This window comes from Nitrososphaera sp. (assembly GCF_013388945.1).
GTDB lineage: Archaea > Thermoproteota > Nitrososphaeria > Nitrososphaerales > Nitrososphaeraceae > Nitrososphaera.
In genome coordinates, this window is record NZ_JACAEH010000016.1 from 36,882 (window position 1) to 56,967 (window position 20,086).

Genomic DNA, 20,086 nt, shown 5'->3' on the forward strand with positions numbered 1-20,086 from the left:
TGGATTTAACTGAATTGAGCGGCCCACGCCTCGACGAGGCAGACAAGCGGTTTGTGTGGCACCCCTATACCCAGATGAGCGAGTGGGAGAGGAGCGACAACAGGGTGATAGTGAGGGGAGAGGGCTTTTACCTGGTAGACAGCGAGGGGCGGCGCTACCTCGACGGGACAGCCAGCATGTGGTGCAACGTATGGGGCCACGGGCCAAACGAGGTCGTAGACGCAATGCGCGACCAGCTGAGCAAGCTGCAGCACTCGACGCTTTTCGGGCTTGCAAGCGGGCCCTCGACTGCGCTTGCAGAGAAGCTGGTGAAACTTGCAAAGGGGATGGACCGCGTGTTTTACACGGACAACGGCTCGACTGCAATAGAGGCGGCGATGAAGATGGCGCTGCAGTACTGGCGCAACAGGGGAAAGCCGAGAAAAGAGTTTGTCTCGCTTGAGCGAGGCTATCACGGCGACACTGCAGGTGCCATGTCGGTAGGCTACATCGAGCAGTTTTTTGGCGCGTACAGGCCGATTCTGAAAAAAGTGCACAGGGTCCCAGGCCCGCTCCTGTACAAAAGCGGGTTTGAAGACGAGCGCGACCTGGTGGAGCACTGCCTCGAACAGACCGAGAAGACGTTGAGGAAATTGCGAGGCAAATGTGCGGCGCTTGTGATGGAATCTGGCGCGCAGATAGCCGGCGGTGTGGTCATTTACCCTGACAGATACCAGAAGAAAATGTCGGAGCTGTGCGAAAAGCACGACACGCTTTTGATACTTGACGAGATTGCCACCGGCTTTGGGAGGCTCGGCAACATGACAGAGTACACGGCGCAAAGGTCAAAGCCCGACATCGTCTGCTTTGGAAAGGCGCTCACTGCAGGGTATTTCCCTCTGGCAGTCGCGCTTGCAAGAAAAGAAGTCTACGACGCGTTCTTGGGGAAATATTCTGAGAACAAACATCTCTACCACGGCCACACGTTCACCGGCCACCCTGTCGGCTGCGCGGCCGCGCTTGCAAACCTTGAACTCTACGAAAAGCGCAACCTGATGCAACAGATTAAGGATAATTCGCAGTACCTGCAGTCAAGGATGCGCGAATTCGAAGAAATAGGCATAGTGGCAGACGTCAGGCATAAGGGCCTGCTTGCAGGCATAGAGCTGGCAAGAAACGGCAAGCCGCTCTACCTCAAGAAGGAGAGGTTCGGGCAGTTCGTCGCACGAGAGTCGCTCAGGATGGGTGTGCACCTCAGGACGCTTGGCAACATCATGGTCGTAATACCGCCGCTTGCAATCGACAGGAACAGCCTGGAAAAGCTGGTGGACACCCACCTGGAACTGGCAAAAAAGGCCGAAAAACTGTAGCTACTTTTGGCTTATCTGGCGCAGTTCCTTGTACAGCGTCGCCTTTGAAACGCCAAGCGACCGGGCAATCGTCGCCTTTGACTGGTTTTCTGCAAGCATCGCTATGAGCCTGTCCTTGTCAAGGATTTTCTGCGGCCGGCCTATGCCTTTTCCTGCAGCACGCGCGCGCTCCATGCCGTCTTTCGTCCTCTGCACAAGCATCTCTCGCTCCCTCTCTGCGACCCACGTGAGTATTCCTATCATCAGCTTTCTCACGCTTGGCTCCGTCGTCTGCAGGAACGACTCCCTTGGAGAGCATGAGATGAGCGGCGCATACTGCTCGATGGCCTTTATGGCGTCAAGCGTGTCCCAGAATGTCCTGCCCACCCTCGACAGCTCGTAGACCAGCACGGCGTCCACCTGCGCCGATTTAACAAGTTCAAGCATGTCGCGGAAACCCCTCCTCTGGGTCGCCGGAACCCTGCCGGAAACGGCAGAATCTTCGAAAAAGTCAAGGATCTGGTAGCCGCCGTCCTGCGCCCACTTATCAAGGACAAGTCTCTGGTTCTGCACCGTCTGCTCCTCGGTGCTCACCCGGAGGTATGCAAACGCGTATTTCATGGCGTTTCTTGCAAGGATGCCTTAACAGAGGGTTTGTCAAAAAAGGACGATAAACTGTTCAAAAAGGGCAGCTGGAGTTATTGAACGGCAAAGATGACGGCGCCCTGAAATCAAGAGTAAAAAAACGGGGATGGTTTTCAGCCAATATAGAAAAGGACCGCTTTTTAGCCGCTTCTGGCCGGCTGCCCGCGGCGCCGATTTTCGGTTTTTCCGCATTTTGTCGTATTTGCCAGCAAGGACGCTAGCAGCAAGAAACGCCGCGGCCGTAAACGGCAGAAAATCGCTACCAAACCCCCGCCCCGGACGGCCAAAAATGCAGGATGGCGACAAGTGTCGGGTCCCCCACCTTGCAATCATTTTGCAGCACCTACCAGACTTTTGTTAATTGCAAGTTTTGCCATGCCGCGCCAGGAGCCAGACCAGGCTGCACCAACTGCCAGAAACAGACGCCGGGACCCCACCTTGACATCCAAAACCGCCATTTGTCAATAGACGATTTTACGCGTGTTTTTGCCCCATATTTCTAAATTCGAGTTTTGAAATATTGCCGTTTTTGGCCCAGTTGTAAACCAAACTTTTAATTACGAGTTTACAACATCGTTTCAAAAATGTCAGATTCTGCTTTTATCGCTGCCTGCATGGAAAAAGTGCTTGCGGGCGGCAGAATAACATTTGCAGAAGCCGAGCGACTGCTTGCGACAGACGACGTAATGACGCTTGCAGAATGCGCCAACGCCATTACAAGGAAATTCAACGGCGACGTAGTCGACGTCGAAGCTCTGATAAACGCCAAGTCCGGCAGGTGCCCGGAGGACTGCAGCTTTTGTGCCCAGTCGACCTTTTACGAAACCGGCATCAACAAGTACCCGCTCCTGTCAACCGAGCAGCTGGTGCAAAACGCCAGGATGGCCCGAGACGGCGGCGCTACAAGTTTCTGCCTCGTATGCGCGTACAGGTCGCCGCCGGAAAAGGATTTTGAGCAGATCTGCGACGCGATTGTCGAGATAAAGAAGCAGGTCGGGACCGAGGTCAACGTCTCCCTCGGGTTTATGACGCCAGAGAGGGCAAGGCGCCTCAAAGAGCTTGGGGTGAAACGCTACAACCACAACCTGGAAGCGGCAGAGAGCTACTTTTCAAAGATATGCACGACCCATGACTTTGCAGACCGCGTAAATACGGCAAAGATAGTCAAAGAGGCGGGCCTAGAGCTTTGCTGCGGAGGCATTATAGGCATGGGCGAGTCTGCAAGGCAGAGGATAGAACTTGCGTTTTCCATTGCAGGTCTGAACCCCGACGAGGTGCCGATGAACATACTCATCGGCAGGGAAGGCACGCCGATGGAAGGCATGGGGACTATAGACCCGCTTGACGCCATAAAGACGATAGCGGTGTGGCGGTTTGTCATGCCAAAGACGATACTCAAGATTGGCGGCGGGCGAGAGGTCCACCTCAAGGACAAGGAGCGGATGGCACTGAAGGCCGGCGCCAATGGGATTATCACTGGCGGTTACCTCACCACTGGCGGCAACGAGCCCAACAAGGACATCGCGATGATAAGAGAGATTGGTCTCAAGGCAAAGTGACGATTTTACCGACGAAAGGCTGGACTCGATAAAAGCAGACAACCTGTACCGGACTTTGAAGAGCGTCGTTGTCAAAGGTCCAGTCGCCGTCGTTAACGCCAAAAAGGCAATACACCTGTGCTCTAACGACTACCTCGGGCTGTCCCAGGACAGGCGCGTGGTAAAGGCCGCCGCCAGGGCGTTAAAGCACGTCTCGCAGGCCAGCTCCCGCCTCATAGCCGGAAACGACCCTGCCATCGAAAAACTGGAAGAAATCCTTGCCCGGCACCGCCGGACAGAGGCGGCGCTTGTATACCCCACAGGATACATGGCAAACCTTGGCGCAGTCACGGCCCTTGCCGACAGTAAAACGACCATCTTTAGCGACGAGCTGAACCATGCAAGCATAATCGACGCGTGCAGGCTGAGCGGGGCGCGCGTGCAGGTGTTCAGGCACAACGACGCGGCGCACCTTGACAGGCTCATGCGCGTGCAAGGGAGAAAAGTCGTGATAACAGAAGGCGTGTTCAGCATGGATGGAGATACCGCGGACCTCAGGCAGATCTGCGAGGTCGCGCAGGAACACGGTGCGATGACGATTGTCGACGACGCCCACGGCGACTTTGTCTTTGGGCCAGGGTTTTCAGGCATCCCTGCAAGCCTCGGCGTCGATGTTGACGTGCACATCAGCAGCCTCAGCAAGGGGCTTGGCTGCTTTGGCGGATACGTTGCCTCAAGCGAAAGGGTCAGGGACGTCCTCATAAACACGTCGAGGCAGTTCATCTACACATCTGCGCTGCCCGACCACCTCTGCGCCGCTGCAACGACTGCAGTCCCGATAGCGAAAAAAGGCCTGCTGCAAAAAAGGCTCTATGCAAACATCAGGTTTTTTGCATCCGGCCTGAAAAAGAAAGGGTTCACGCTAGGCAACTCGTCAAGCCAGATAATCCCTGTCATAATTGGCGACGAAAAAAAGGCGCTTGCGTTTTCGCAGGAGCTGCTAAGGTACGGTGCCTTTGCCCAGGCCGTGCGCTACCCTACAGTCAAGAAAGGCTCTGCCAGGCTGCGCGTCTCCCTTACTGCCATGCACGAAAAGGGCCACCTGGAATCTGCGCTTGACGCATTTGCATCTGCAGGCAGGAAAACAGGTCTTGTCTGAGCACATATTTCTAAACTCGAGTTTAGAAATAAAGTTAATTAACAAGTATTTTCAAAGAATACCGTGCCTGCGAAGGACTTTACGTTCAAGATCAAGGTGACAGACGAGCAGGCAAAAGAGCTTGCCACATACATCAACACTCTGCCTGCGCAGGACCTGCTGTTTGGACTCCGCTTTGCGTTTAACAGGTATTCTGCTGCTGCAGGCGGATACCTTATGCCGGGAAGAAAGAGCATGGTAAAGAGGGAGACCCACCTTCTTAGCGCGGATCAGGCAAAGTGGAGGCTCCACAACTGGAAGGTGATGATACGCACGTACCGCGAGAAAGGCTACAGCTACCCCACGATATCAAGGATAAAAAAGCAGTTGCAAAAAATTGCAGGGATAAAAAAGTAGAGGGACTTAAAAGCCCGCTGCTTCCTCGGCGGACTTTTGCGAGCTCGTGGTCGAGGGCAGGTCGGGGAACTTGCTCTTCATGTTCATTTCCACGATTGCGCTTGCCTCTTCCATTATCCTCGCCGTGTCCTCGTTGACCGCCGTGAAGCTACCTATCTCGCCTGCAGGTATCTGGCCCGAGTCGGTCATGATGCTGCCAAGCAGGTCCGAAATCTGCGAGAACGACTGGTCGGCCTCTGGCATCATGCCCGTGAGCCCGCCCTGGAGCCCCTTGATGACAGACATTGCCGGGCTGAGCGTGACTACAACGTCGCCAAGTTCTGTTATCGTGTTCAGCCTGAGCTGTATCTGTTCCAGCGCGAGTTTTGCCGAGCTTATCATCTTGCCCATCTTGCGGACCTGCGAAAGCTCGCCTGAAAGGACGCGCGCGTGCTGTGCGTCGTGGCTCTGCATCGCAATGACTATGCGCTTGAAGATAAGTTGGTCCTTCTCGTTTATCCTGCCAGATATCGAGTCTAGTTTTGATATCTGCATCTGCAGCTTCTTCTGTGCCTCCTCTATTCTTGGCTTGAGCGGGGCCTGCGGCTTGATCCCCTCTATCAGCCTGTGTCCTACGCCTGCGCCTTCGGTTTTGACCCATTTGTTACCAAATGACATTCTAACTGGTACCTAGCCAGTCTTGCTGGGTGCGACTAAAAGGCCCGCTGTACTGCCATGCGGTGTAACCACGGTTACACAGACTCGCGGTGACAGCCGCTCTCATGCGGCAGAAAAATGTGGCAACAAGTATTTTAAACACCCAAAACCCCGGTAAGCGCGGATGATAAAGGAGAAGATAAAGGTGAACAACCGCAGCTACAGCGTCACCATAAACGAGCAGACGCAGATGTACGCGATGAAGCTGCGCAGGCTTTACCAGCAAAGCTACAGCGACGTCGACAGTTTCGACGAGGTCAGCTCCGAGATATCATCCACGATAAGCAACCTCCTAAAGCACGCAGTCTCGCCCGAAGTGCGCGAGGACGACATGGATGGCGTCGTCCAGCAGTTGCTAAAGATGTATGAAAAGAACGCCAAAAAGTAAAAACACCTAAATAGCAACCAAGAACGTCTCAACTTCATGGCGCAAAGCGCCGTCAAAAAATGCATCAACCCGGATTGCGGCAAGACATACGGCATCGCAAACGACACGTACAGGTGCACCTGCGGCTCGCTGCTTGACATAAAATACGACAAAAAGCCCAGCCGCGACCTCGTCAACGTGTTCTACCAGAGGCGCAACCACGGCACCAACATATACAACGAGTCGGGCGTCTGGCGCTTCCGGGACCTGATAAATTTCGCCGGCATGGACACTGAAAACTTTGACGAATGTGCGCGTGTAATCGTGTCGCTTGACGGCGCAGAAGGTAGGCTGTCCAAGCCCTACAAGATGAGCAAAGCCGCCGACTATGCCGACATGGGCCACGACAACTTTTTCCTGCAGCCTGAAGGCTACAACCCGTCCGGCTCGTTCAAGGACAACGGCATGTCAACAGCTGTCACGCACGCCAAGATGCTAGGGGTCAAAAAGATAATCTGCGCCTCAACTGGCAACACGTCGGCGTCTGCTGCCATGTATGCGGCAAACGAGAACATGGAGTGCGACGTGTATATCCCAAAGGGCGAGATAGCGCCGGGCAAGCTCGGGCAGGCCTTCCAGTTTGGAGCCCAGGTCATACAGGTGCCCGGCAACTTTGACGACGCGCTCGCAACGTCGCTGAAAAACGCGGCTGCAACAGGCGGTTATACTGTCAATTCTGTAAACCCGTTCCGCATAGAGGGCCAGAAGACAATCGTCTACAGGGTCATGGAGCACCTTGACTGGAACCCGCCTGACTGGATAGTGTACCCCGGCGGCGCGCTCGGCAACACTTCAAGCTGCGGAAAGGCCCTCATGGAGCTCTACGAGTGGGGATGGATAAAGAAGGTCCCAAGGATAGCTGTTGTTAACGCAGAGGGCGCCAACACGCTGTACGAGCTTTACAACGGCAAGTTTGAGGACAAGAAACTGGCCTGGAACGGCGGGAGGCCAGACCTTGCGATGGTGGACCGCTACTACGCCTACCAGGACAAGAAGGGCATAAGGCCAAAGACGCACGCAACTGCCATACAGATAGGGAGGCCGGCCAACATCGCAAAGGCGCTTCGCGCGCTTGACTTTACAAAAGGAGTCGTCGTGCAGGTGAGCGACAAGGAGATGAGCGACGGCATGTCGATTGTGGGGCTCAACGGCTTTGACTGTGAGATGGCCTCAGGCGCCGTGCCGGCAGGAGTGAGAAAGCTCCGCAAGGAAGGAGTCGTCAAGAAAGACGATGTGGTCGTTGGCATACTCACAGGCAGGCAGAAGGATCCGTCGCTTGCAGTCAACTACCACACTGACGCGACGAACATGTTTGCAAGGCCGCCTACAAGCCACTGATTTTTCATTTGCACCAGTCTACGTCGCTACATTATCAACTATTCCATATTGCAACGATGTTTATAGTATCATATCATTTCTATCATTACAATTGCAATAACCAGATAGCATTATGATTTTTCTGGTTTTGCCAGCCGCGTTTGCCGCCGGCGCATGCCGGCATACGGTTTTGGGCGCCCGGCATGCACGGTAGGGGTGCAAAATGGTGGTTACGGCGCAGGTGAAATTGAGCGAAAAGCTAGCCGCTGGCCTTTTTCAGTGCAGACAGCATGGCGCCGGCCTTGTGCTCGGTCTCGTCCCACTCGCGCTCAGGGTCAGAGTCCATGACTATTCCGGCACCCGACTGGATGTATGCCTTCTTGCCGTCGACAAAGAGCGAGCGTATGGTTATCGCAAAGTCGCACGAGCCGTTGAACGAGAAATAGCCAAGCGCGCCGGCATACGGACCTCTCAGGTCTGGCTCGAGCTCGTCTATGACTTCCATTGCCCTCACCTTGGGCGCCCCGGAGACCGTGCCGGCCGGAAATACAGCTTTCAGCGCGTCGTACGAGTCAAAGGACTTTTTCAGGTCACCTGTCACGTGCGAAACTATGTGCTGGACGTGGCTGAAGCGCTTGACTGTCATGAGTTCGTCGACCTTGACCGTGCCAAAGTCGCAGACGCGGCCCACGTCGTTCCGTGCAAGGTCAACAAGCATCGTGTGCTCGGCAAGCTCTTTTTCGTCCTTGAGCAGGTCCTTGCGCATCTCCTCGTTTTTGGCCTCGTCGCCGGTTATAGGCCGCGTGCCTGCTATCGGGAAGGTCTCGACGTGGCTTCCAGTCACGCGGAGGAGCATCTCCGGGCTTGAGCCGATTATGCAGCGCCTGCCGGACTTTAGAAGGTACATGTAGGGCGAGGGGTTGACTTCCCGGAGGGCCTCGTAAAAGCGCAAGAGATCGCCTTCCACCTCGAACTTCATGTTCTTGGCAAGCACCACCTGGAACACGTCGCCGTCGTAGACGTATTTCTTGGCCTTCTTGACAATGTCGACAAAGTGTTCCTCTGTCATGTTCCTAGCCGGCTCTGTGTGCGAAAAGTGCGTCGGGCTTGCAGTAGCCTTGGCTATCTTGCGCTCTATCTCTTCAAGGCGCGACTTTCCAAGGTAAAAGTAGTAGGCCTGGTTCTCCTTGTGGTTGTACAGTATGCCGTCGTGGTAGACGCCAAACTCCATCACGGGAAAACTGTTCTTGCCCTTTTTCCTGTCTACAGGCAGGCGCTCCCAGAACCTGACGGCGTCGTAGCTGATGTAGCCTACCGCGCCGCCGATGTAGCGCGAGCTTGCGTCGCTGACGCGCGGAACGAGCTTGCGCAGCTGCGAAAGTGGCTCTGTCACCTTGTACTTTTTTGTCCGGCCCCGCCGGTCCCTGACTACAAAAGAGCGAAAGTCGCACGTGACTGTGACTTCGGGGTCAAAGCCAATGACTGACATCTCGGCAAGTTCCTTGGGGCCTATGAGAGACTCGAGTATGAAGGCGTGGTCGTAGAGCGAGTAGATCTTTTTGAAAAGGGAGAACTGGTCGTCAGCGGTGGCTAGCTTGCGTACCTTGACCCTGCCAAGCCGCTGCCGGCCAAAAGCTACCACCTTTGTTCATTCTCTCCTGCTACTCTGCCTGATTGCCATTTAAAGGTTCAGCTGCCGACAGGCGTCGTTATAGCGCCGACGGTGGCCGACTGGACAAGCGATGCGTATTTTGCAAGCGCGCCCGTCGTGTACCTTGGCTTTATCGGCTTCCACTTTTTGGCGCGCCTTGCAAGCTCGGCCTTTGAAACGAGCAGGTCTATCTTGCTTTTTGCGGTGTCTATCACAATCTGGTCGCCTTCCTTTACAAGTGCTATCGGGCCTCCGACCATCGCCTCCGGCGCCACGTGGCCTATCATGAATCCGCGCGTGGCTCCGGAGAACCTGCCGTCGGTCACCATCGCCACCTTCTCGCCAAGTCCCTGGCCGACTATAGCAGCGGTCGTGGATAGCATCTCGCGCATTCCCGGCCCGCCCTTTGGCCCCTCGTAGCGGATGACCACGACGTCGCCTTCCACAATCTTGCGCTTTGACACGGCGTCAAACGCCTCCTCTTCGCTGTTAAAGACGCGCGCGCGGCCGGCAAACTTTTTGCTCTTTACGCCTGCCACCTTTACCACCGCGCCGCCGGGCGCAAGCGAGCCCCGCAGTATCTTGAGCGTGCCTTCTGAGCTTATCGGCTCTTCCAATCGCCTGACCACCTTTTCCTTGCCCTGGCTCAGGTCAAAAGTCATCGACTCTATGTTCTGCTTCATCGTCTTGCCGGTGACTGTCATCACGTCGCCGTTGAGCAGGCCCTTTTTCAAGAGCGCGTTCAGTATCACTGGAACTCCGCCTATCTTGTCAAGGTCCAGCATGACGTACATGCCGCCCGGCCTCATGTCTGCGATGTGGGGCGTGCGCTTGCGTATCCGCTCAAAGTCGTTGAGTGTCAGCTTTACGCGCGCTTCCTTTGCTATCGCAAGCAGGTGCAGGACAGCGTTTGTAGAGCCTCCGATGGCGTTTGCCATCATTATCGCGTTTTCAAACGCTTCGTAGGTCATGATGTCCCGGGGCCTGATGTTTGCGTCGATAAGGCTCATGACAGACTTGCCGGTGTTGTAGCATATCTCGTGGCGCCTTTCGCTTTCTGCCGGAGGCGACGCGCTCCCCGGAAGTGACATGCCTATTGCCTCGCTCACCGACGCCATCGTGTTTGCGGTGTACATGCCTGCGCACGAGCCTGCGGCAGGACACGCCACGTTTTCAAGGCTCAAGAGCTCCTGTAATGTCATTTTACCAGAGTCGTAGGCGCCTACCGCCTCGTACACGTCCTGGACTGTCACCTGCTTGCCGTTCCACTCGCCAGGCATTATGGTTCCGCCGTAGACAAATATCGACGGCAGGTTAAGGCGAGCCATTGCAATCAGGGTTCCGGGCAGGCTCTTGTCGCACCCCGATATCCCCACGAGGCCGTCGTAGCCGTGCGCCCTCATCATGACTTCAATAGAATCGGCGATGATCTCCCTGCTTACAAGCGAGGCCTTCATGCCCTCGTGGCCCATGGCTATGCCGTCTGACACTGCAATAGCGGTAAACTCGCGCGGGGTCGCGCCCGAGTCGCTGACCCCCCTCTTGGCGCTCTGTGCCAGCTGGCCCAGGTGTATGTTGCAGGGCGTTGCCTCGTTGCAAGTCGAAGAGACGCCTATCATCGGCCTGTTCAGGTCTTCGTCGGTCAGGCCCATCGCCTTGTACATCGCCCTGTGAGGCGCCCTTGCAGTGCCCTCCAGAACCTTTCTGCTTGGAAGCTCCATGATGGTGTGGGCTCGCAGAGCATATTTTAAGATTCTCGACTTTCTCAGTCAAGAGTCGCAGTGACCTTGACGGCGTCGAGGCCCTCGACCCTGAAAATGGTCTCGCACATGCCGCACTCGGCGTTTCCTGACGACATGTCCCGGGCAGAGACCTCCTCGTTCAGGTAGTCGCACTTGGGGCACTTGAACGTGAAGGTCAGGTCAAAATCCTCAAGTTCCACGGTCTCTGCCATGATAAAAGTCGGGGAGCTGGGGTATTTAAGAATTGGTCTTTTGCAGCAAGGAATAAACGTGCACGCATGGTCATCAACGACAAATGCCAAACTCGTGCATATTCTGCTCTATAATAGCCGGCGAGATCCCAAGCGCGCAGGTCTACCGCGACCAGGATTTCGTGGTGATAATGGACAAGTATCCGATAAACAAGGGGCACACGCTTGTTATCCCGGTAAAGCACTATGACACGCTCCTGCATATGCCGCCGGCAGAAGTGGGCAGGCTGTATGCAGCCGTTCCTGCCGTGGCAAAGGCCGTCGTGTCGGCAGTTGGTGCAGACGGCTTTAACATAGGCCAGAACAACGGCATTGCGGCAAACCAGATAGTGCCACACGTCCACGTTCACGTAATCCCGCGCTTTGCAGACGACAGCCCCGACGGCAAGTGGCCCGCAAGGCGGGTCGCCGAGATGAGAGAGCTCGCCGCGCTTGCTGAAAAGATAGGGAAAAAGGTAAACGGTCTGGGCTAGCGCTTTTTGTGCGCTTTTGGCTTTGGCTCGGGCTCAGGCGCAGGTTCCGGCGAGTCGTCAAAGACCTTGACCTCTACCGGCTTTTTCATCCTCTGCTTGTATATCTTCATGTACTCTTCGGCTTCCTTGCGGGTCTCAAACTTTGCCTCGCCCCTGAACGACCCGTTCTGGTCTATCAGGCTGACCGTCCCCCACATGCCGTTTTTGCCAAGTTTTTTTACCGAAAACATTCCAGCGCATCTAATTGACGGCGCGTGTATTTAAGAGAGCCGGAACCAAGTTCGCATTTTTTAACATCAGGGTTGCTCGGTTGCACCACCAAATTAATTAAAAACCTCGGCACAGCTAGTGCGGGATGAGCTCGGGAACTTCAGAGGCAAGGTTTACCATAAACGTCAAGGAAGGGATTGTGGAACTTGAGGGCAAGGAGAGCTTTGTGGACAAGCACCTCGACAGGTTCGAGGAGATATTCAAGGCGGCGGTCAGGGAGGCAATCGCAAGCGGCCTCCAGGTCCAGGTCGCGCTAAAGGCGCAGGCTCAGGCGGCGCTTCCCGAGGTGCAGGAAGTCCCTGCAGCGCCAGAGCAAAAGGCCGCCCCTGCCAAGCACGCCCCGCGCATCGCCGCGACCATCCCGCCGATACCGGTCGACCTGAAACCGTCCAAGGACAAGCCCGGCCTGCGCGAGTTCTACGCAGAGAAAAAGCCTGCAAACCACTATGAAAAGGCCGCCGTGTTTGCCTACTATATTACAAAGTTCAACAAGCAGCCGGAAGTGAAATACGGCGAGGTCCTCTCGTGCTACGAGGAGGTCAACGAGAAAAAGCCCAGCGTGACTGACATCGTGAAAAACTCGATACGCTACAAGGGCTGGCTCGAGCAAGGTTCCGACAAGCTCTCAGCCAAGTTGACGATATCTGGCGAGAATTTCGTCAAGTTCGACCTGCCAAGAAAAGAAGGCTAGGCGCGCCACCAGTCAAAGCCGACATAGTCGACTGCCTTGCCTGCCTTCGGGATTGCAAGTATGAACTGCTTTTTGACAGTCGTCGCAAGCCTGCCGGCAAGCACCACGCCCGTGGCGGTAAGTTCGTCGGTTGGCCTGAACACCTGTACAAGGTACGGCGCGTGGTCTATTCCCGGGCCCCTTTCATAGACAGCAAAGTCGCAGCCAAATTTTATCCCCGGAGTCACGACGTAGCCTTTCCCGCGAAGGTCCAGAAAAACTAGGTATTTGTCGTCAAAGTCCACGTACTGTTTTTTGCAGATCTTTTTTATCTCTGCCGGCGTGACAGCTTTGCCGTCTGGCTGCGATATTTTCAGCCTTCCCTTTTCTGCGAGGTAGCACCCTTCCATGAGGTCAAGGACAAGCGGCGCGTCAAACTCGGTCCCCTTTGGCTTTGGGACGCCAATCGGCTTGCCGTAGTAGCCCGAGCCGTACAGCTGCCGTGAATCGTTTATGTCCCAGACGACTATTCTGCTGCCGACGAGCCTTCCCTTTATCATTTACATTCCAAGCGCAAGTATGGTGAACGAGTCTGAGGCTTCCTGGCACTTGTCCACCACGCCCTCTATGCCTTCGACAGCGTCCTTGAAAAGCAGCAGGTCCTTGGTGTCAGGTATGTTGCCAAGGGCCTTGATTATCATCGCCCTGTACTTGGCGTCGACCTGGCGCTCGAGCCTCTGCACTTCCTGGGCAAGCTCTATCGTGGTCGCAGGGTTTATCGAAAGCGCCCTGCCCATCTCGTTCAGCTTGAAAATCGCTTCAACCACCATTCCCACGAGGTGCTCGAGGTCGGCGTCGCACTGGGCCTTCTTGAGGGCCGCGCCCTTCATGTTTGCTATCCTGAAAGCGATGCCGCTGATATAGCCGGCGATGTCGTCTACAAGGTAGGCGGTCCTCAGTATGTCCTCGCGGTGGGCCATGAGCCCGCCTATCTCTGCGACTTCGCGTGTGATGTTGCGCCGGAGGTTTTCCACCTCTTCTTCGGTGTTGCGCATGCGCTCAAGGCAGACCTGCATGTCCTTGTCGTCGCCCCTGACAAGCGAGGTTGTCAGTGCGGAAAGGTCGCGGGAAGAGTTCAGTATCTTGCTTATTTCGTCCTGCAAAACGGCCAGGGCCTTTCTTTTGGCCTGGACTTCAAGTTCCCCGCTGTACATTTGCACACTGACAAGTCCGGCTGGCTAATAATCCTTTTGATAACGCTCTATAATGAGAGCGCAGTGCAATATTTTGGAACGAGCCTCTAGAAATTACGTGCACAACAGATTACTTTGCCGGCACGCAGAGCAGCGGCGGGTTGAAACGTGCCGCTGCCGGCTGCGCGGTGCTGCTGTTGCTCACGATGGGCGCCGCGCCAAGCTTCAACGCGCAGCCTGCAGGCGAAAAGTGCAGGTGTGTAGCGTTCAGGCTCGACGACATACAGGACTATTACCTGCGCGACGTGCAGATAGAGATGATGGACACTTTTGAGCGGCGCGACCTGGACCTGACTGTCGGCGTCATTGGCAATTACTTTGGACAAGACCAGGTGATGGTGTCCTACATCAAGGAGAGGCTCAAGGGCGAGCCAAGGCTAGAGATAGCAAACCACGGCTGGAACCACGAGAGGTTTGTGCTGCTCGACAGTTACGGGCAGTCCCGCCTCATGGGGATGACAAACGACAAGCTGAGCCAGATCTTTGGCTTCAAGCCGCTTGTGTTCATTGCGCCCTACAACGCCATCAACAACAACACGTTCTGGGCGGCCAGGCAAAACAGCATCCTCTATGTCAGCGCCAACATGACTGTTGACCCGCCGCCTTACAGCGGGCCGGACCTCTTCCGGTACCACGAGACGGCGCTCACAGGCGACCTGAGCGCAGGGGGCACGAGCTGGCCGGGATACCCGCACACAAAGACCATGGATGCCATAAGAAAGAGCGTCGACAGGCACGGGTTTGCGGTAGTCACTATGCACCCGATGGAGTTCTCTGTCAGGTCGGGCCTGAATTTTGAGGACCGCGTCGACAGGCAGCAGATGGCAGAGCTGGAGCTCTTGCTCAATGCAATCGACGCAGAAGGATACGAGGTAGTTACGGTGGGCGAGCTTTCCAGGAGGGCGCTCCAGGCAGGGTTGAACTAAAAGCCGCGCATAAACTTTGGTTTTAGCATCTCCGGGTGCGACTTCAGCTTCTTTACCAGCTCTAGCATCTTTTCCCGGTCGGCAGGCATCGTGCCCTTTACCGAATACACGTTTGACGCGTGGTTTGCACGGAATACTACCGGCGCTGCGGGGTTGAAATCATGGATGAGTCTTTCAAGCTCGTCTAACACTTCCATGTCGTCGATGAACTCAAACGGCTCGGCGTACTTGCTCATGAACTCGTCGTGCAGGCTCGGGTCAAGGTGCAAAGTCAGCGCGCCAACGTAATCCGGTGCCACCTCGCTCAGTACCCTGGCGGTGTCGGCGATGTGCTCTTGGCTGTACTTTTTGCCGCCAAGCCCCAGGATTATCATGCAAGACAGGACATAGCCGTGTTTTTTGGCCTTGTTGCAGGCCTGGACTATGGACTTTCCCGTGGCCCCCTTTGTGACCTTTTTCAGGACCACATCATTGCCGCTTTCTATGCCAACGTAGAACATGTGCAGGCCGGCTTTGCGGAGTTCCGCAAGTTCAGCATCTGTCTTTTGCAGCAGGTTCTTTGGCATGGCATAGCACGACACGCGCTCTATCTTGGGGAATTTATGGTACAAGTATTGCAGTATCTGCACAAGCCTGTCCTTTGACATGTTGAGCGCGTCGCCGTCTGCAAGGAATATCCTTGCCGAGTCAGGGTAGAGCCGGGCCATCAGGTCTATCTCTGACTTGATCTCTTCCCACGGCCTTTCCGCGTACTCTTTTGTCCTGTACATGTCGCAGAACGAGCACTTGTTGAAGGAGCAGCCCAGAGTCACCTGGAATATCAGCGAGTTTGCCTCTGACGGCGGCCTGTACAGAGGGTAGTCGTAGGCCAGCTCCATGCGTGCGAATAGCCATTTCTAATAATTATATCTTGGGTCAGTTCGTCGCGAGATCTTCATCGCTTTTGACTCAGTCTGGAGCAGCGAAACTCACCTCATCCCCGGCTCTTTTCGGCCAGTAGAGCGGTATTAACCTTTGTCAGCCTCCTTTTCAGGCGCTTTGCGCTTGACGACATGTCAAGCGTAGTTACAGGCGGACTGGCAAGCGCGATTGCGACGAGCACCTTTTCTTCAGAGCCCAGGCTGCAGCGAAGCACCGAAACGCCCTCTCCGGGCCGGACAACCTTGAGCGACGCGCGCTCGGCTGCGATTGCGCCATACAATTCTTGCAGGCGCTTTTCTATTGCAGCCGACGCTTCTGATGCAGAGCAGCCGTGCATCACCGAAATGTAGCGCCTCTTTTCGCGCCTCTTCAGCAAGCCGTGACCCTCCGCGCAAGCCTCGATTCAAGCCAGCGTTCAAGCTCCTGCCAGTACCGCAGAGGCTCTATCCCGCATTCCTGCAGCAGGGCGTCAAAGCTCCGGCCGGACACCATGCCCCATTGAGAGGTGGCGCCGCTTGTCAAGACAAGCTGGCAGCGCGCTAGTTTGCAAAAGCGGTAAAGGTCTCCGACCTGCCCAAGCCATTTCGCCGCATTTTTTGCGTCCATCGCCCTTGCCTGCAAAACCTGCACTTCCAATCCCGCGCCGGCCCGGACCTTTTTCTTTAGCTTTTCCTTTGCCTTTTCAAAGTTCTGGACAAGTACCAGGTCTGCGCGCTGCACATCCTCTATCCTGTCAGACACCACAAGGTACTGGTATTTCACCGGCGCAGGAGGCTCGACTGCGACCCGCCTTATCGCGCCGGCAAATTCCCCGGTCGTCGCTATCCTGTCTATGCCGAGCTCATTTGCAAGCGCCGGCGCGTCAAAACCGCCTCCGACACACAGGTCTAGCCTGAAGAGAGAAGCCCCCTGTAAGCCTCGACGTTGCCAGAGGGCCGGTAGCGCCTCACGGGCTTGAACCTGACCCTTACGGCGTCAGACTCTGCAAGCGAGACCTTGCCCTGGCATATCCTCTGCTTGTCAAGCCGGAGGTAGAGGTTGCCCTTTTCGTCAGAGTATTCCCCGACGTGGTCGGCAAGCTCTTGCCTGTCAGGGCTGTTGAGCGACGACATTATCTTTGCCGCAAGCGCGCCTGCCTCCCTGCTTGCGACAGTAGCCTTTACGAGCACAATCTTGTTGCCAAAATGCCCCTCCGACGGCTCGCCTGTAAAACTTGCGGCAGGCACGCCAAGCGCCTTTTCCACCGCGGCAAGCACTTTTTCGCGGTCCTCGGTCGCGTGCAGCACGACGTCTACTTCTGCAGCAGAGAATCTGGGCTCGTCGGACATGGAAAAGAAGAAAGAAAGAGGGCCTAAAAAGTTATTGCGGGGCCGGCTCGGCCGCCGCCACTTCCACCGGCTTGGCTTCAGTCAGCGCCCTTGACTCTGGCGTCGATATCAGCTTTGTCTTTTTGATGCCGATGTGTCTTATCGTGGCAATCTTGCGCGCCTCTTCGTATATGGCTGCTCCAAGCAGGCTGTTTGTCTCCCTAGGGATGCTGCCAGACTTGCTGCCAGTCACGTTCTGCACGAACTGCTCGACTGTCATCTGCGGTATCTTTTCAGAGAGCATCCTGTGCGCAATCATGCGTATCTCGTGCTTCTTTGAAGAATTGACGCGCCTCTGTGTGAACGCCACAAACGCGACGCGGAACTTGTAGCCGTCCTGTGTGGTATAGTCGTGCACGAAGCTGACCATAGAGCTTCCGCGCCTGACGAGGCTTCTGAGGAACTCCTTGGCGTACTCGTGGCCCTTGAACCGGGTGTTTGCGCTGCCGTCGGCTATGTTTTCTATCTGTATGAAGACCTTTATCTGGTGCTGGTCCATCGTCTGGTCCGGGTTTCCCTTCATCATGTCATGCAGAGTATTTTCAATGACCCTCCCCTTTGCCTGCTCGGCCTCGGTTACGGGAACGTAGTTAACGGATCCGGGTGGCTCAAATCCGGCCGGCTTGTTGACGATGACCCATTGCTTGTCTCGCCACTTGTCGCGGACGCGGCCTCCCTTCTTTGCTCCTTTGGCCATTATTTTTCACGGTTGTCATCCAGAATATATATTGTGCGTCAGCTTCTCGGCGCTATTTCCTTCATGCCGCCCATGTAGGGCTGGAGCACGCCCGGCACTTCCACGGCCCCCGAAGGCGTCTGGTAGTTCTCCAGTATTGCCACAAGCGTGCGCTGGACAGCTACTAGCGTGCTGTTGAGTGTGTGTACAAGCTCGGTGTCCTCGTTTGTCCTGTCCCTGTAACGTATGCCAAGTCGCCGGGCCTGGTAGTCGAGGCAGTTTGAGCACGAGACAAGCTCACGGTAGGCGTTCTGGCCGGGCATCCAGGCCTCTATGTCGTAGGTCTTGGCAGAAATCTTGCCCGTGTCGCCGGAGCACAGGAGCATGACGCGGTACGGTATGCCAAGCATGTCCAAAAACTCCTGCGATATAGCAAGCATCCTTTCGTGCTCCTTTTCCGAGTCTTCGGGCCGGCAGTAGACAAACTGCTCGACCTTGTCAAACTGGTGGACCCGGAAAATGCCTTTCATGTCCTTTCCGTGCGCGCCGGCTTCTTTGCGGAAGCACGGGCTGACGCCGGCGTAGCGCAGCGGCAGTTTCTTGCCTTCCAGTATCTCGTCCATGTGCATCCCTGCGATGGCGTGCTCGGACGTCCCTATCATGTACAGGTCCTCGCCTTCTATCTTGTAGATGACGTCCTCAAAGTCGCCAAGTATCACTGCGCCTTCCATCGGCTGGCGGTGCATCATGAAAGGCGGCTGGACCGGCGTGTAGCCCTTCTGCGCAAGGAAATCAAGCGCAAACGAGATGAGCGCGGTGTTCATCCTGACAAGCTCGTTTTTGAGAAAGAAAAAGCGCGCGCCTGAAATCTTGGCGGCCCTTTCAAGGTCAAGCAGGTCAAGAGAAATGGCGATGTCGACGTGGTCCTTCGGGCTTGGCATCTTGCGGATGTTGCCGGCGGTCCTGACCACGACATTGTCCTTCTCGTCCTTGCCCTCCGGCACCGACTCGTGTAAAAGGTTTGGGACAAGCATCGCAAGCCGCTTGAAGTTTTCCTCTGCCGCAAGCCTATCCTGCTCGGCTTTTTCCATGCCGGCGCTCACCTGCTTCATCTCTGCAAGCTCGGCGCCGGCGTCCTTGCCCGACTTTTTCTTTGCCGCTATCGCCTCTGACAGCCTGTTTTTCTTTTGCCGCAGTTCCTGCGTTTCTGCAATGAGCTCGCGCCTGCGCCTGTCAAAACCTACAAGTTCGTCAAGCGGAAAGTCCACGTTGCGCTTTTTCAGCATCTTGCGCACGGCGTCCGGGTTTTCCTTGAAAAGTTTTGGGTCAAGCATCGTACATCAGCTAACCCTGCGCCATCACTTGCCGCGAAACAGAGATGTGCTCAAGTATCTCGTCAAGCGTGCTAGCAGCCGTTGCCATCATCGACAGCCTGCTCCCGATTGCGACGTGGACGGTCTTTCCCCGGAAGAACATTGAAAGCGTCAAGCCTTCCGGCAGGTTAACATTGTCTGGTATTAATGCCTTAACAGCCGCCCTTGCCTGCGACGCAGAGGGAAATGTCACCTCCACTGCTATTTCCACTTCAGGACGTCGCGAATTTTTCGTCATTTACAGCAGCCTTCAGGCACGACAGGAAGGAGTCAAGCGAAGAAGATGGTATCCTGCAGCCGGCGGCAGCCGCGTGGCCGCCCCCGGTCCCCTTGACCGACTCGGCGCAGTGGCGCATGACAAGCCCGAGGTTGGCCCTCGACGCGCAGCCGAGGCTCTTTCTCGAGGAGAACTTGTAGGTCCCGTCCGGCGCAAGTGTCCTTACAAACACCAGCCTGCCGGCAAGCGTGGGCGAGCCGCTCAGAAGCGACGATACGGCGCCCAGCATGTCCTGCACGACCAGCCCGTCGCCATTTACAAAGGCGTTTGCGCCGTCGTCTGTAACACGCCACTTTTCAGAAAATATCGCTGATATGTAGTTGCGAAGAGTCGTCCGGTACTGGGCGTTTATCTCCTCGCCTGCTGTCAGCATGGCGTTCCTGTCGCCCATGCAAATCGCGACCCCGACACCGGGCTTGCCTATCCTGCCGCACGCGTTGAGAAGCGTCGCAAACTCGCGGGCGTCGCGCAGCTGGCTGCGCTTGTCCTCGCCGGCAAGCGTATAGACATAGCCGATAAGGTCGTCAATTACGCCTGGGGAGGTCTTGTTCGAAGTGGCGACAAACTTTGCAATCGCGTCCAGGATGGCGCTTTTTTCTTCCTGCGAAAATTCGGCAGGCACGCGCCACCGGCCGTTTTCCTTGAGCTTTATACCTGCATTCTTGAAGATGGAGTAGCAGTTGTCCCGGTTCCAGGTCAGGCCGTCTATGAAAGGGAACGACGTGAACGC

25 protein-coding genes are annotated in these 20,086 nt (G+C 55.8%); 9 read left to right on the plus strand and 16 right to left on the minus strand.

What is annotated here, in order from left to right:
• Positions 1-14: 14 nt before the first annotated feature.
• Positions 15-1,349 carry an adenosylmethionine--8-amino-7-oxononanoate transaminase gene (gene bioA / locus HXY31_RS08590; RefSeq protein ID WP_292641989.1) on the plus strand — a complete coding sequence of 445 codons (1,335 nt, stop codon included), beginning with the start codon at positions 15-17 and terminating at the stop codon, positions 1,347-1,349.
• Here the strand turns inward: bioA and HXY31_RS08595 are convergent, their stop codons facing one another.
• Positions 1,350-1,949: a recombinase family protein gene (locus tag HXY31_RS08595; protein WP_292641992.1), complete on the minus strand. Its 600-nt coding sequence runs from the start codon at positions 1,947-1,949 to the stop codon at positions 1,350-1,352.
• Between the two features lie 608 nt (positions 1,950-2,557).
• Here HXY31_RS08595 and bioB point away from each other — a divergent pair.
• The 3 genes from bioB to HXY31_RS08610 all read left to right on the plus strand — a co-directional run bounded on the left by bioB (position 2,558) and on the right by HXY31_RS08610 (position 5,066).
• The gene (gene bioB, locus HXY31_RS08600) at positions 2,558-3,532 is read left to right on the plus strand and encodes a biotin synthase BioB (protein WP_292641995.1); all 975 of its coding nucleotides are present in this window, start codon (positions 2,558-2,560) and stop codon (positions 3,530-3,532) included.
• Positions 3,513-4,670, plus strand: a complete 1,158-nt coding sequence (locus HXY31_RS08605) for an aminotransferase class I/II-fold pyridoxal phosphate-dependent enzyme (RefSeq protein WP_292641997.1) — start codon at positions 3,513-3,515, stop codon at positions 4,668-4,670. The genes bioB and HXY31_RS08605 overlap by 20 nt, the downstream gene beginning before the upstream one ends.
• Before the next feature lie 63 nt (positions 4,671-4,733).
• On the plus strand, positions 4,734-5,066 hold the full coding sequence (locus HXY31_RS08610; protein ID WP_292642000.1) for a hypothetical protein: 333 nt from the start codon (positions 4,734-4,736) through the stop codon (positions 5,064-5,066).
• Positions 5,067-5,072: 6 nt separating this feature from the next.
• Here HXY31_RS08610 and HXY31_RS08615 read toward each other — a convergent pair whose 3' ends face one another.
• Positions 5,073-5,723 carry a Snf7 family protein gene (locus tag HXY31_RS08615; protein ID WP_292642001.1) on the minus strand — a complete coding sequence of 217 codons (651 nt, stop codon included), beginning with the start codon at positions 5,721-5,723 and terminating at the stop codon, positions 5,073-5,075.
• A gap of 163 nt (positions 5,724-5,886) precedes the next feature.
• On the opposite strand from HXY31_RS08615, the gene HXY31_RS08620 reads away from it, so the two are divergent.
• A complete protein-coding gene (locus HXY31_RS08620; protein ID WP_292642003.1) occupies positions 5,887-6,150 on the plus strand; it encodes a hypothetical protein in 264 nt (87 codons plus the stop codon).
• A gap of 36 nt (positions 6,151-6,186) precedes the next feature.
• Entirely contained in the window at positions 6,187-7,527 is a 1,341-nt protein-coding gene (locus tag HXY31_RS08625) for a pyridoxal-phosphate dependent enzyme (protein WP_292642004.1), read from the plus strand.
• Between the two features lie 238 nt (positions 7,528-7,765).
• Here the strand turns inward: HXY31_RS08625 and HXY31_RS08630 are convergent, their stop codons facing one another.
• From HXY31_RS08630 to HXY31_RS08640, 3 genes are read right to left on the minus strand one after another with little or no spacing between them, the layout of a single operon-like run.
• Positions 7,766-9,148, minus strand: coding sequence for a chorismate-binding protein (locus HXY31_RS08630; protein ID WP_292642006.1), 1,383 nt, complete (start codon positions 9,146-9,148; stop codon positions 7,766-7,768).
• Positions 9,149-9,195: 47 nt separating this feature from the next.
• Positions 9,196-10,878 (minus strand): dihydroxy-acid dehydratase, encoded by a 1,683-nt coding sequence (gene ilvD, locus HXY31_RS08635; RefSeq protein ID WP_292642011.1) that lies wholly within the window; start codon positions 10,876-10,878, stop codon positions 9,196-9,198.
• A gap of 44 nt (positions 10,879-10,922) precedes the next feature.
• Complete coding sequence (locus HXY31_RS08640) at positions 10,923-11,111, minus strand: hypothetical protein (protein ID WP_292642014.1); 189 nt, start codon at positions 11,109-11,111, stop codon at positions 10,923-10,925.
• An 83-nt stretch (positions 11,112-11,194) separates the two neighbouring features.
• Here HXY31_RS08640 and HXY31_RS08645 point away from each other — a divergent pair, with 83 nt between their 5' ends.
• Positions 11,195-11,623: an HIT family protein gene (locus HXY31_RS08645; protein WP_292642017.1), complete on the plus strand. Its 429-nt coding sequence runs from the start codon at positions 11,195-11,197 to the stop codon at positions 11,621-11,623.
• Here HXY31_RS08645 and HXY31_RS08650 read toward each other — a convergent pair.
• Positions 11,620-11,853 carry a hypothetical protein gene (locus HXY31_RS08650; protein WP_292642018.1) on the minus strand — a complete coding sequence of 78 codons (234 nt, stop codon included), beginning with the start codon at positions 11,851-11,853 and terminating at the stop codon, positions 11,620-11,622. The genes HXY31_RS08645 and HXY31_RS08650 overlap by 4 nt on opposite strands.
• Before the next feature lie 125 nt (positions 11,854-11,978).
• On the opposite strand from HXY31_RS08650, the gene HXY31_RS08655 reads away from it, so the two are divergent.
• The gene (locus tag HXY31_RS08655; protein ID WP_292642021.1) at positions 11,979-12,584 is read left to right on the plus strand and encodes a hypothetical protein; all 606 of its coding nucleotides are present in this window, start codon (positions 11,979-11,981) and stop codon (positions 12,582-12,584) included.
• Here HXY31_RS08655 and endA read toward each other — a convergent pair.
• Both endA and HXY31_RS08665 read right to left on the minus strand, forming a co-directional pair.
• Positions 12,581-13,120, minus strand: a complete 540-nt coding sequence (gene endA, locus HXY31_RS08660; protein ID WP_342817058.1) for a tRNA-intron lyase — start codon at positions 13,118-13,120, stop codon at positions 12,581-12,583. The genes HXY31_RS08655 and endA overlap by 4 nt on opposite strands.
• A gap of 3 nt (positions 13,121-13,123) precedes the next feature.
• A complete protein-coding gene (locus HXY31_RS08665) occupies positions 13,124-13,777 on the minus strand; it encodes a DUF47 family protein (protein WP_292642027.1) in 654 nt (217 codons plus the stop codon).
• A 140-nt stretch (positions 13,778-13,917) separates the two neighbouring features.
• On the opposite strand from HXY31_RS08665, the gene HXY31_RS08670 reads away from it, so the two are divergent.
• The gene (locus tag HXY31_RS08670) at positions 13,918-14,742 is read left to right on the plus strand and encodes a polysaccharide deacetylase family protein (protein ID WP_292642031.1); all 825 of its coding nucleotides are present in this window, start codon (positions 13,918-13,920) and stop codon (positions 14,740-14,742) included.
• Here HXY31_RS08670 and HXY31_RS08675 read toward each other — a convergent pair.
• From HXY31_RS08675 to HXY31_RS08710, 8 genes are all read right to left on the minus strand, one after another.
• Positions 14,739-15,620: a radical SAM protein gene (locus tag HXY31_RS08675; protein ID WP_292642033.1), complete on the minus strand. Its 882-nt coding sequence runs from the start codon at positions 15,618-15,620 to the stop codon at positions 14,739-14,741. The genes HXY31_RS08670 and HXY31_RS08675 overlap by 4 nt on opposite strands.
• Positions 15,621-15,715: 95 nt before the next feature.
• Positions 15,716-16,039 carry a hypothetical protein gene (locus HXY31_RS08680; RefSeq protein ID WP_292642036.1) on the minus strand — a complete coding sequence of 108 codons (324 nt, stop codon included), beginning with the start codon at positions 16,037-16,039 and terminating at the stop codon, positions 15,716-15,718.
• A complete protein-coding gene (locus HXY31_RS08685) occupies positions 16,033-16,425 on the minus strand; it encodes a hypothetical protein (protein ID WP_292642038.1) in 393 nt (130 codons plus the stop codon). The genes HXY31_RS08680 and HXY31_RS08685 overlap by 7 nt, the downstream gene beginning before the upstream one ends.
• Positions 16,426-16,550: 125 nt before the next feature.
• The gene (locus HXY31_RS08690; RefSeq protein ID WP_292642041.1) at positions 16,551-16,991 is read right to left on the minus strand and encodes an RNA-binding domain-containing protein; all 441 of its coding nucleotides are present in this window, start codon (positions 16,989-16,991) and stop codon (positions 16,551-16,553) included.
• A gap of 31 nt (positions 16,992-17,022) precedes the next feature.
• A complete protein-coding gene (locus HXY31_RS08695; RefSeq protein WP_292642044.1) occupies positions 17,023-17,727 on the minus strand; it encodes a 30S ribosomal protein S3ae in 705 nt (234 codons plus the stop codon).
• A gap of 38 nt (positions 17,728-17,765) precedes the next feature.
• A complete protein-coding gene (serS, locus tag HXY31_RS08700; RefSeq protein WP_292642046.1) occupies positions 17,766-19,040 on the minus strand; it encodes a serine--tRNA ligase in 1,275 nt (424 codons plus the stop codon).
• A gap of 10 nt (positions 19,041-19,050) precedes the next feature.
• A complete protein-coding gene (locus HXY31_RS08705; protein ID WP_292642049.1) occupies positions 19,051-19,317 on the minus strand; it encodes a KEOPS complex subunit Pcc1 in 267 nt (88 codons plus the stop codon).
• Positions 19,292-20,086 (minus strand): DHHA1 domain-containing protein (locus HXY31_RS08710; RefSeq protein ID WP_292642053.1); only part of this gene is annotated, 795 nt, incomplete at its 5' end. The genes HXY31_RS08705 and HXY31_RS08710, both read right to left, overlap by 26 nt.

Coding starts and splice junctions, on each gene's coding strand:
- HXY31_RS08620 (WP_292642003.1), top strand. CDS start 5,887: ATGATAAAGGAGAAGATAAAGGTGAACAACCGCAGCTACAGCGTCACC.
- HXY31_RS08645 (WP_292642017.1), top strand. CDS start 11,195: ATGCCAAACTCGTGCATATTCTGCTCTATAATAGCCGGCGAGATCCCA.
- HXY31_RS08625 (WP_292642004.1), top strand. CDS start 6,187: ATGGCGCAAAGCGCCGTCAAAAAATGCATCAACCCGGATTGCGGCAAG.
- HXY31_RS08675 (WP_292642033.1), bottom strand. CDS start 15,620: ATGGAGCTGGCCTACGACTACCCTCTGTACAGGCCGCCGTCAGAGGCA.
- HXY31_RS08640 (WP_292642014.1), bottom strand. CDS start 11,111: ATGGCAGAGACCGTGGAACTTGAGGATTTTGACCTGACCTTCACGTTC.
- HXY31_RS08695 (WP_292642044.1), bottom strand. CDS start 17,727: ATGGCCAAAGGAGCAAAGAAGGGAGGCCGCGTCCGCGACAAGTGGCGA.
- HXY31_RS08705 (WP_292642049.1), bottom strand. CDS start 19,317: ATGACGAAAAATTCGCGACGTCCTGAAGTGGAAATAGCAGTGGAGGTG.
- bioB (WP_292641995.1), top strand. CDS start 2,558: ATGTCAGATTCTGCTTTTATCGCTGCCTGCATGGAAAAAGTGCTTGCG.
- ilvD (WP_292642011.1), bottom strand. CDS start 10,878: ATGGAGCTTCCAAGCAGAAAGGTTCTGGAGGGCACTGCAAGGGCGCCT.
- serS (WP_292642046.1), bottom strand. CDS start 19,040: ATGCTTGACCCAAAACTTTTCAAGGAAAACCCGGACGCCGTGCGCAAG.
- HXY31_RS08690 (WP_292642041.1), bottom strand. CDS start 16,991: ATGTCCGACGAGCCCAGATTCTCTGCTGCAGAAGTAGACGTCGTGCTG.
- HXY31_RS08655 (WP_292642021.1), top strand. CDS start 11,979: ATGAGCTCGGGAACTTCAGAGGCAAGGTTTACCATAAACGTCAAGGAA.
- HXY31_RS08665 (WP_292642027.1), bottom strand. CDS start 13,777: ATGTACAGCGGGGAACTTGAAGTCCAGGCCAAAAGAAAGGCCCTGGCC.
- HXY31_RS08615 (WP_292642001.1), bottom strand. CDS start 5,723: ATGTCATTTGGTAACAAATGGGTCAAAACCGAAGGCGCAGGCGTAGGA.
- HXY31_RS08650 (WP_292642018.1), bottom strand. CDS start 11,853: ATGTTTTCGGTAAAAAAACTTGGCAAAAACGGCATGTGGGGGACGGTC.
- HXY31_RS08595 (WP_292641992.1), bottom strand. CDS start 1,949: ATGAAATACGCGTTTGCATACCTCCGGGTGAGCACCGAGGAGCAGACG.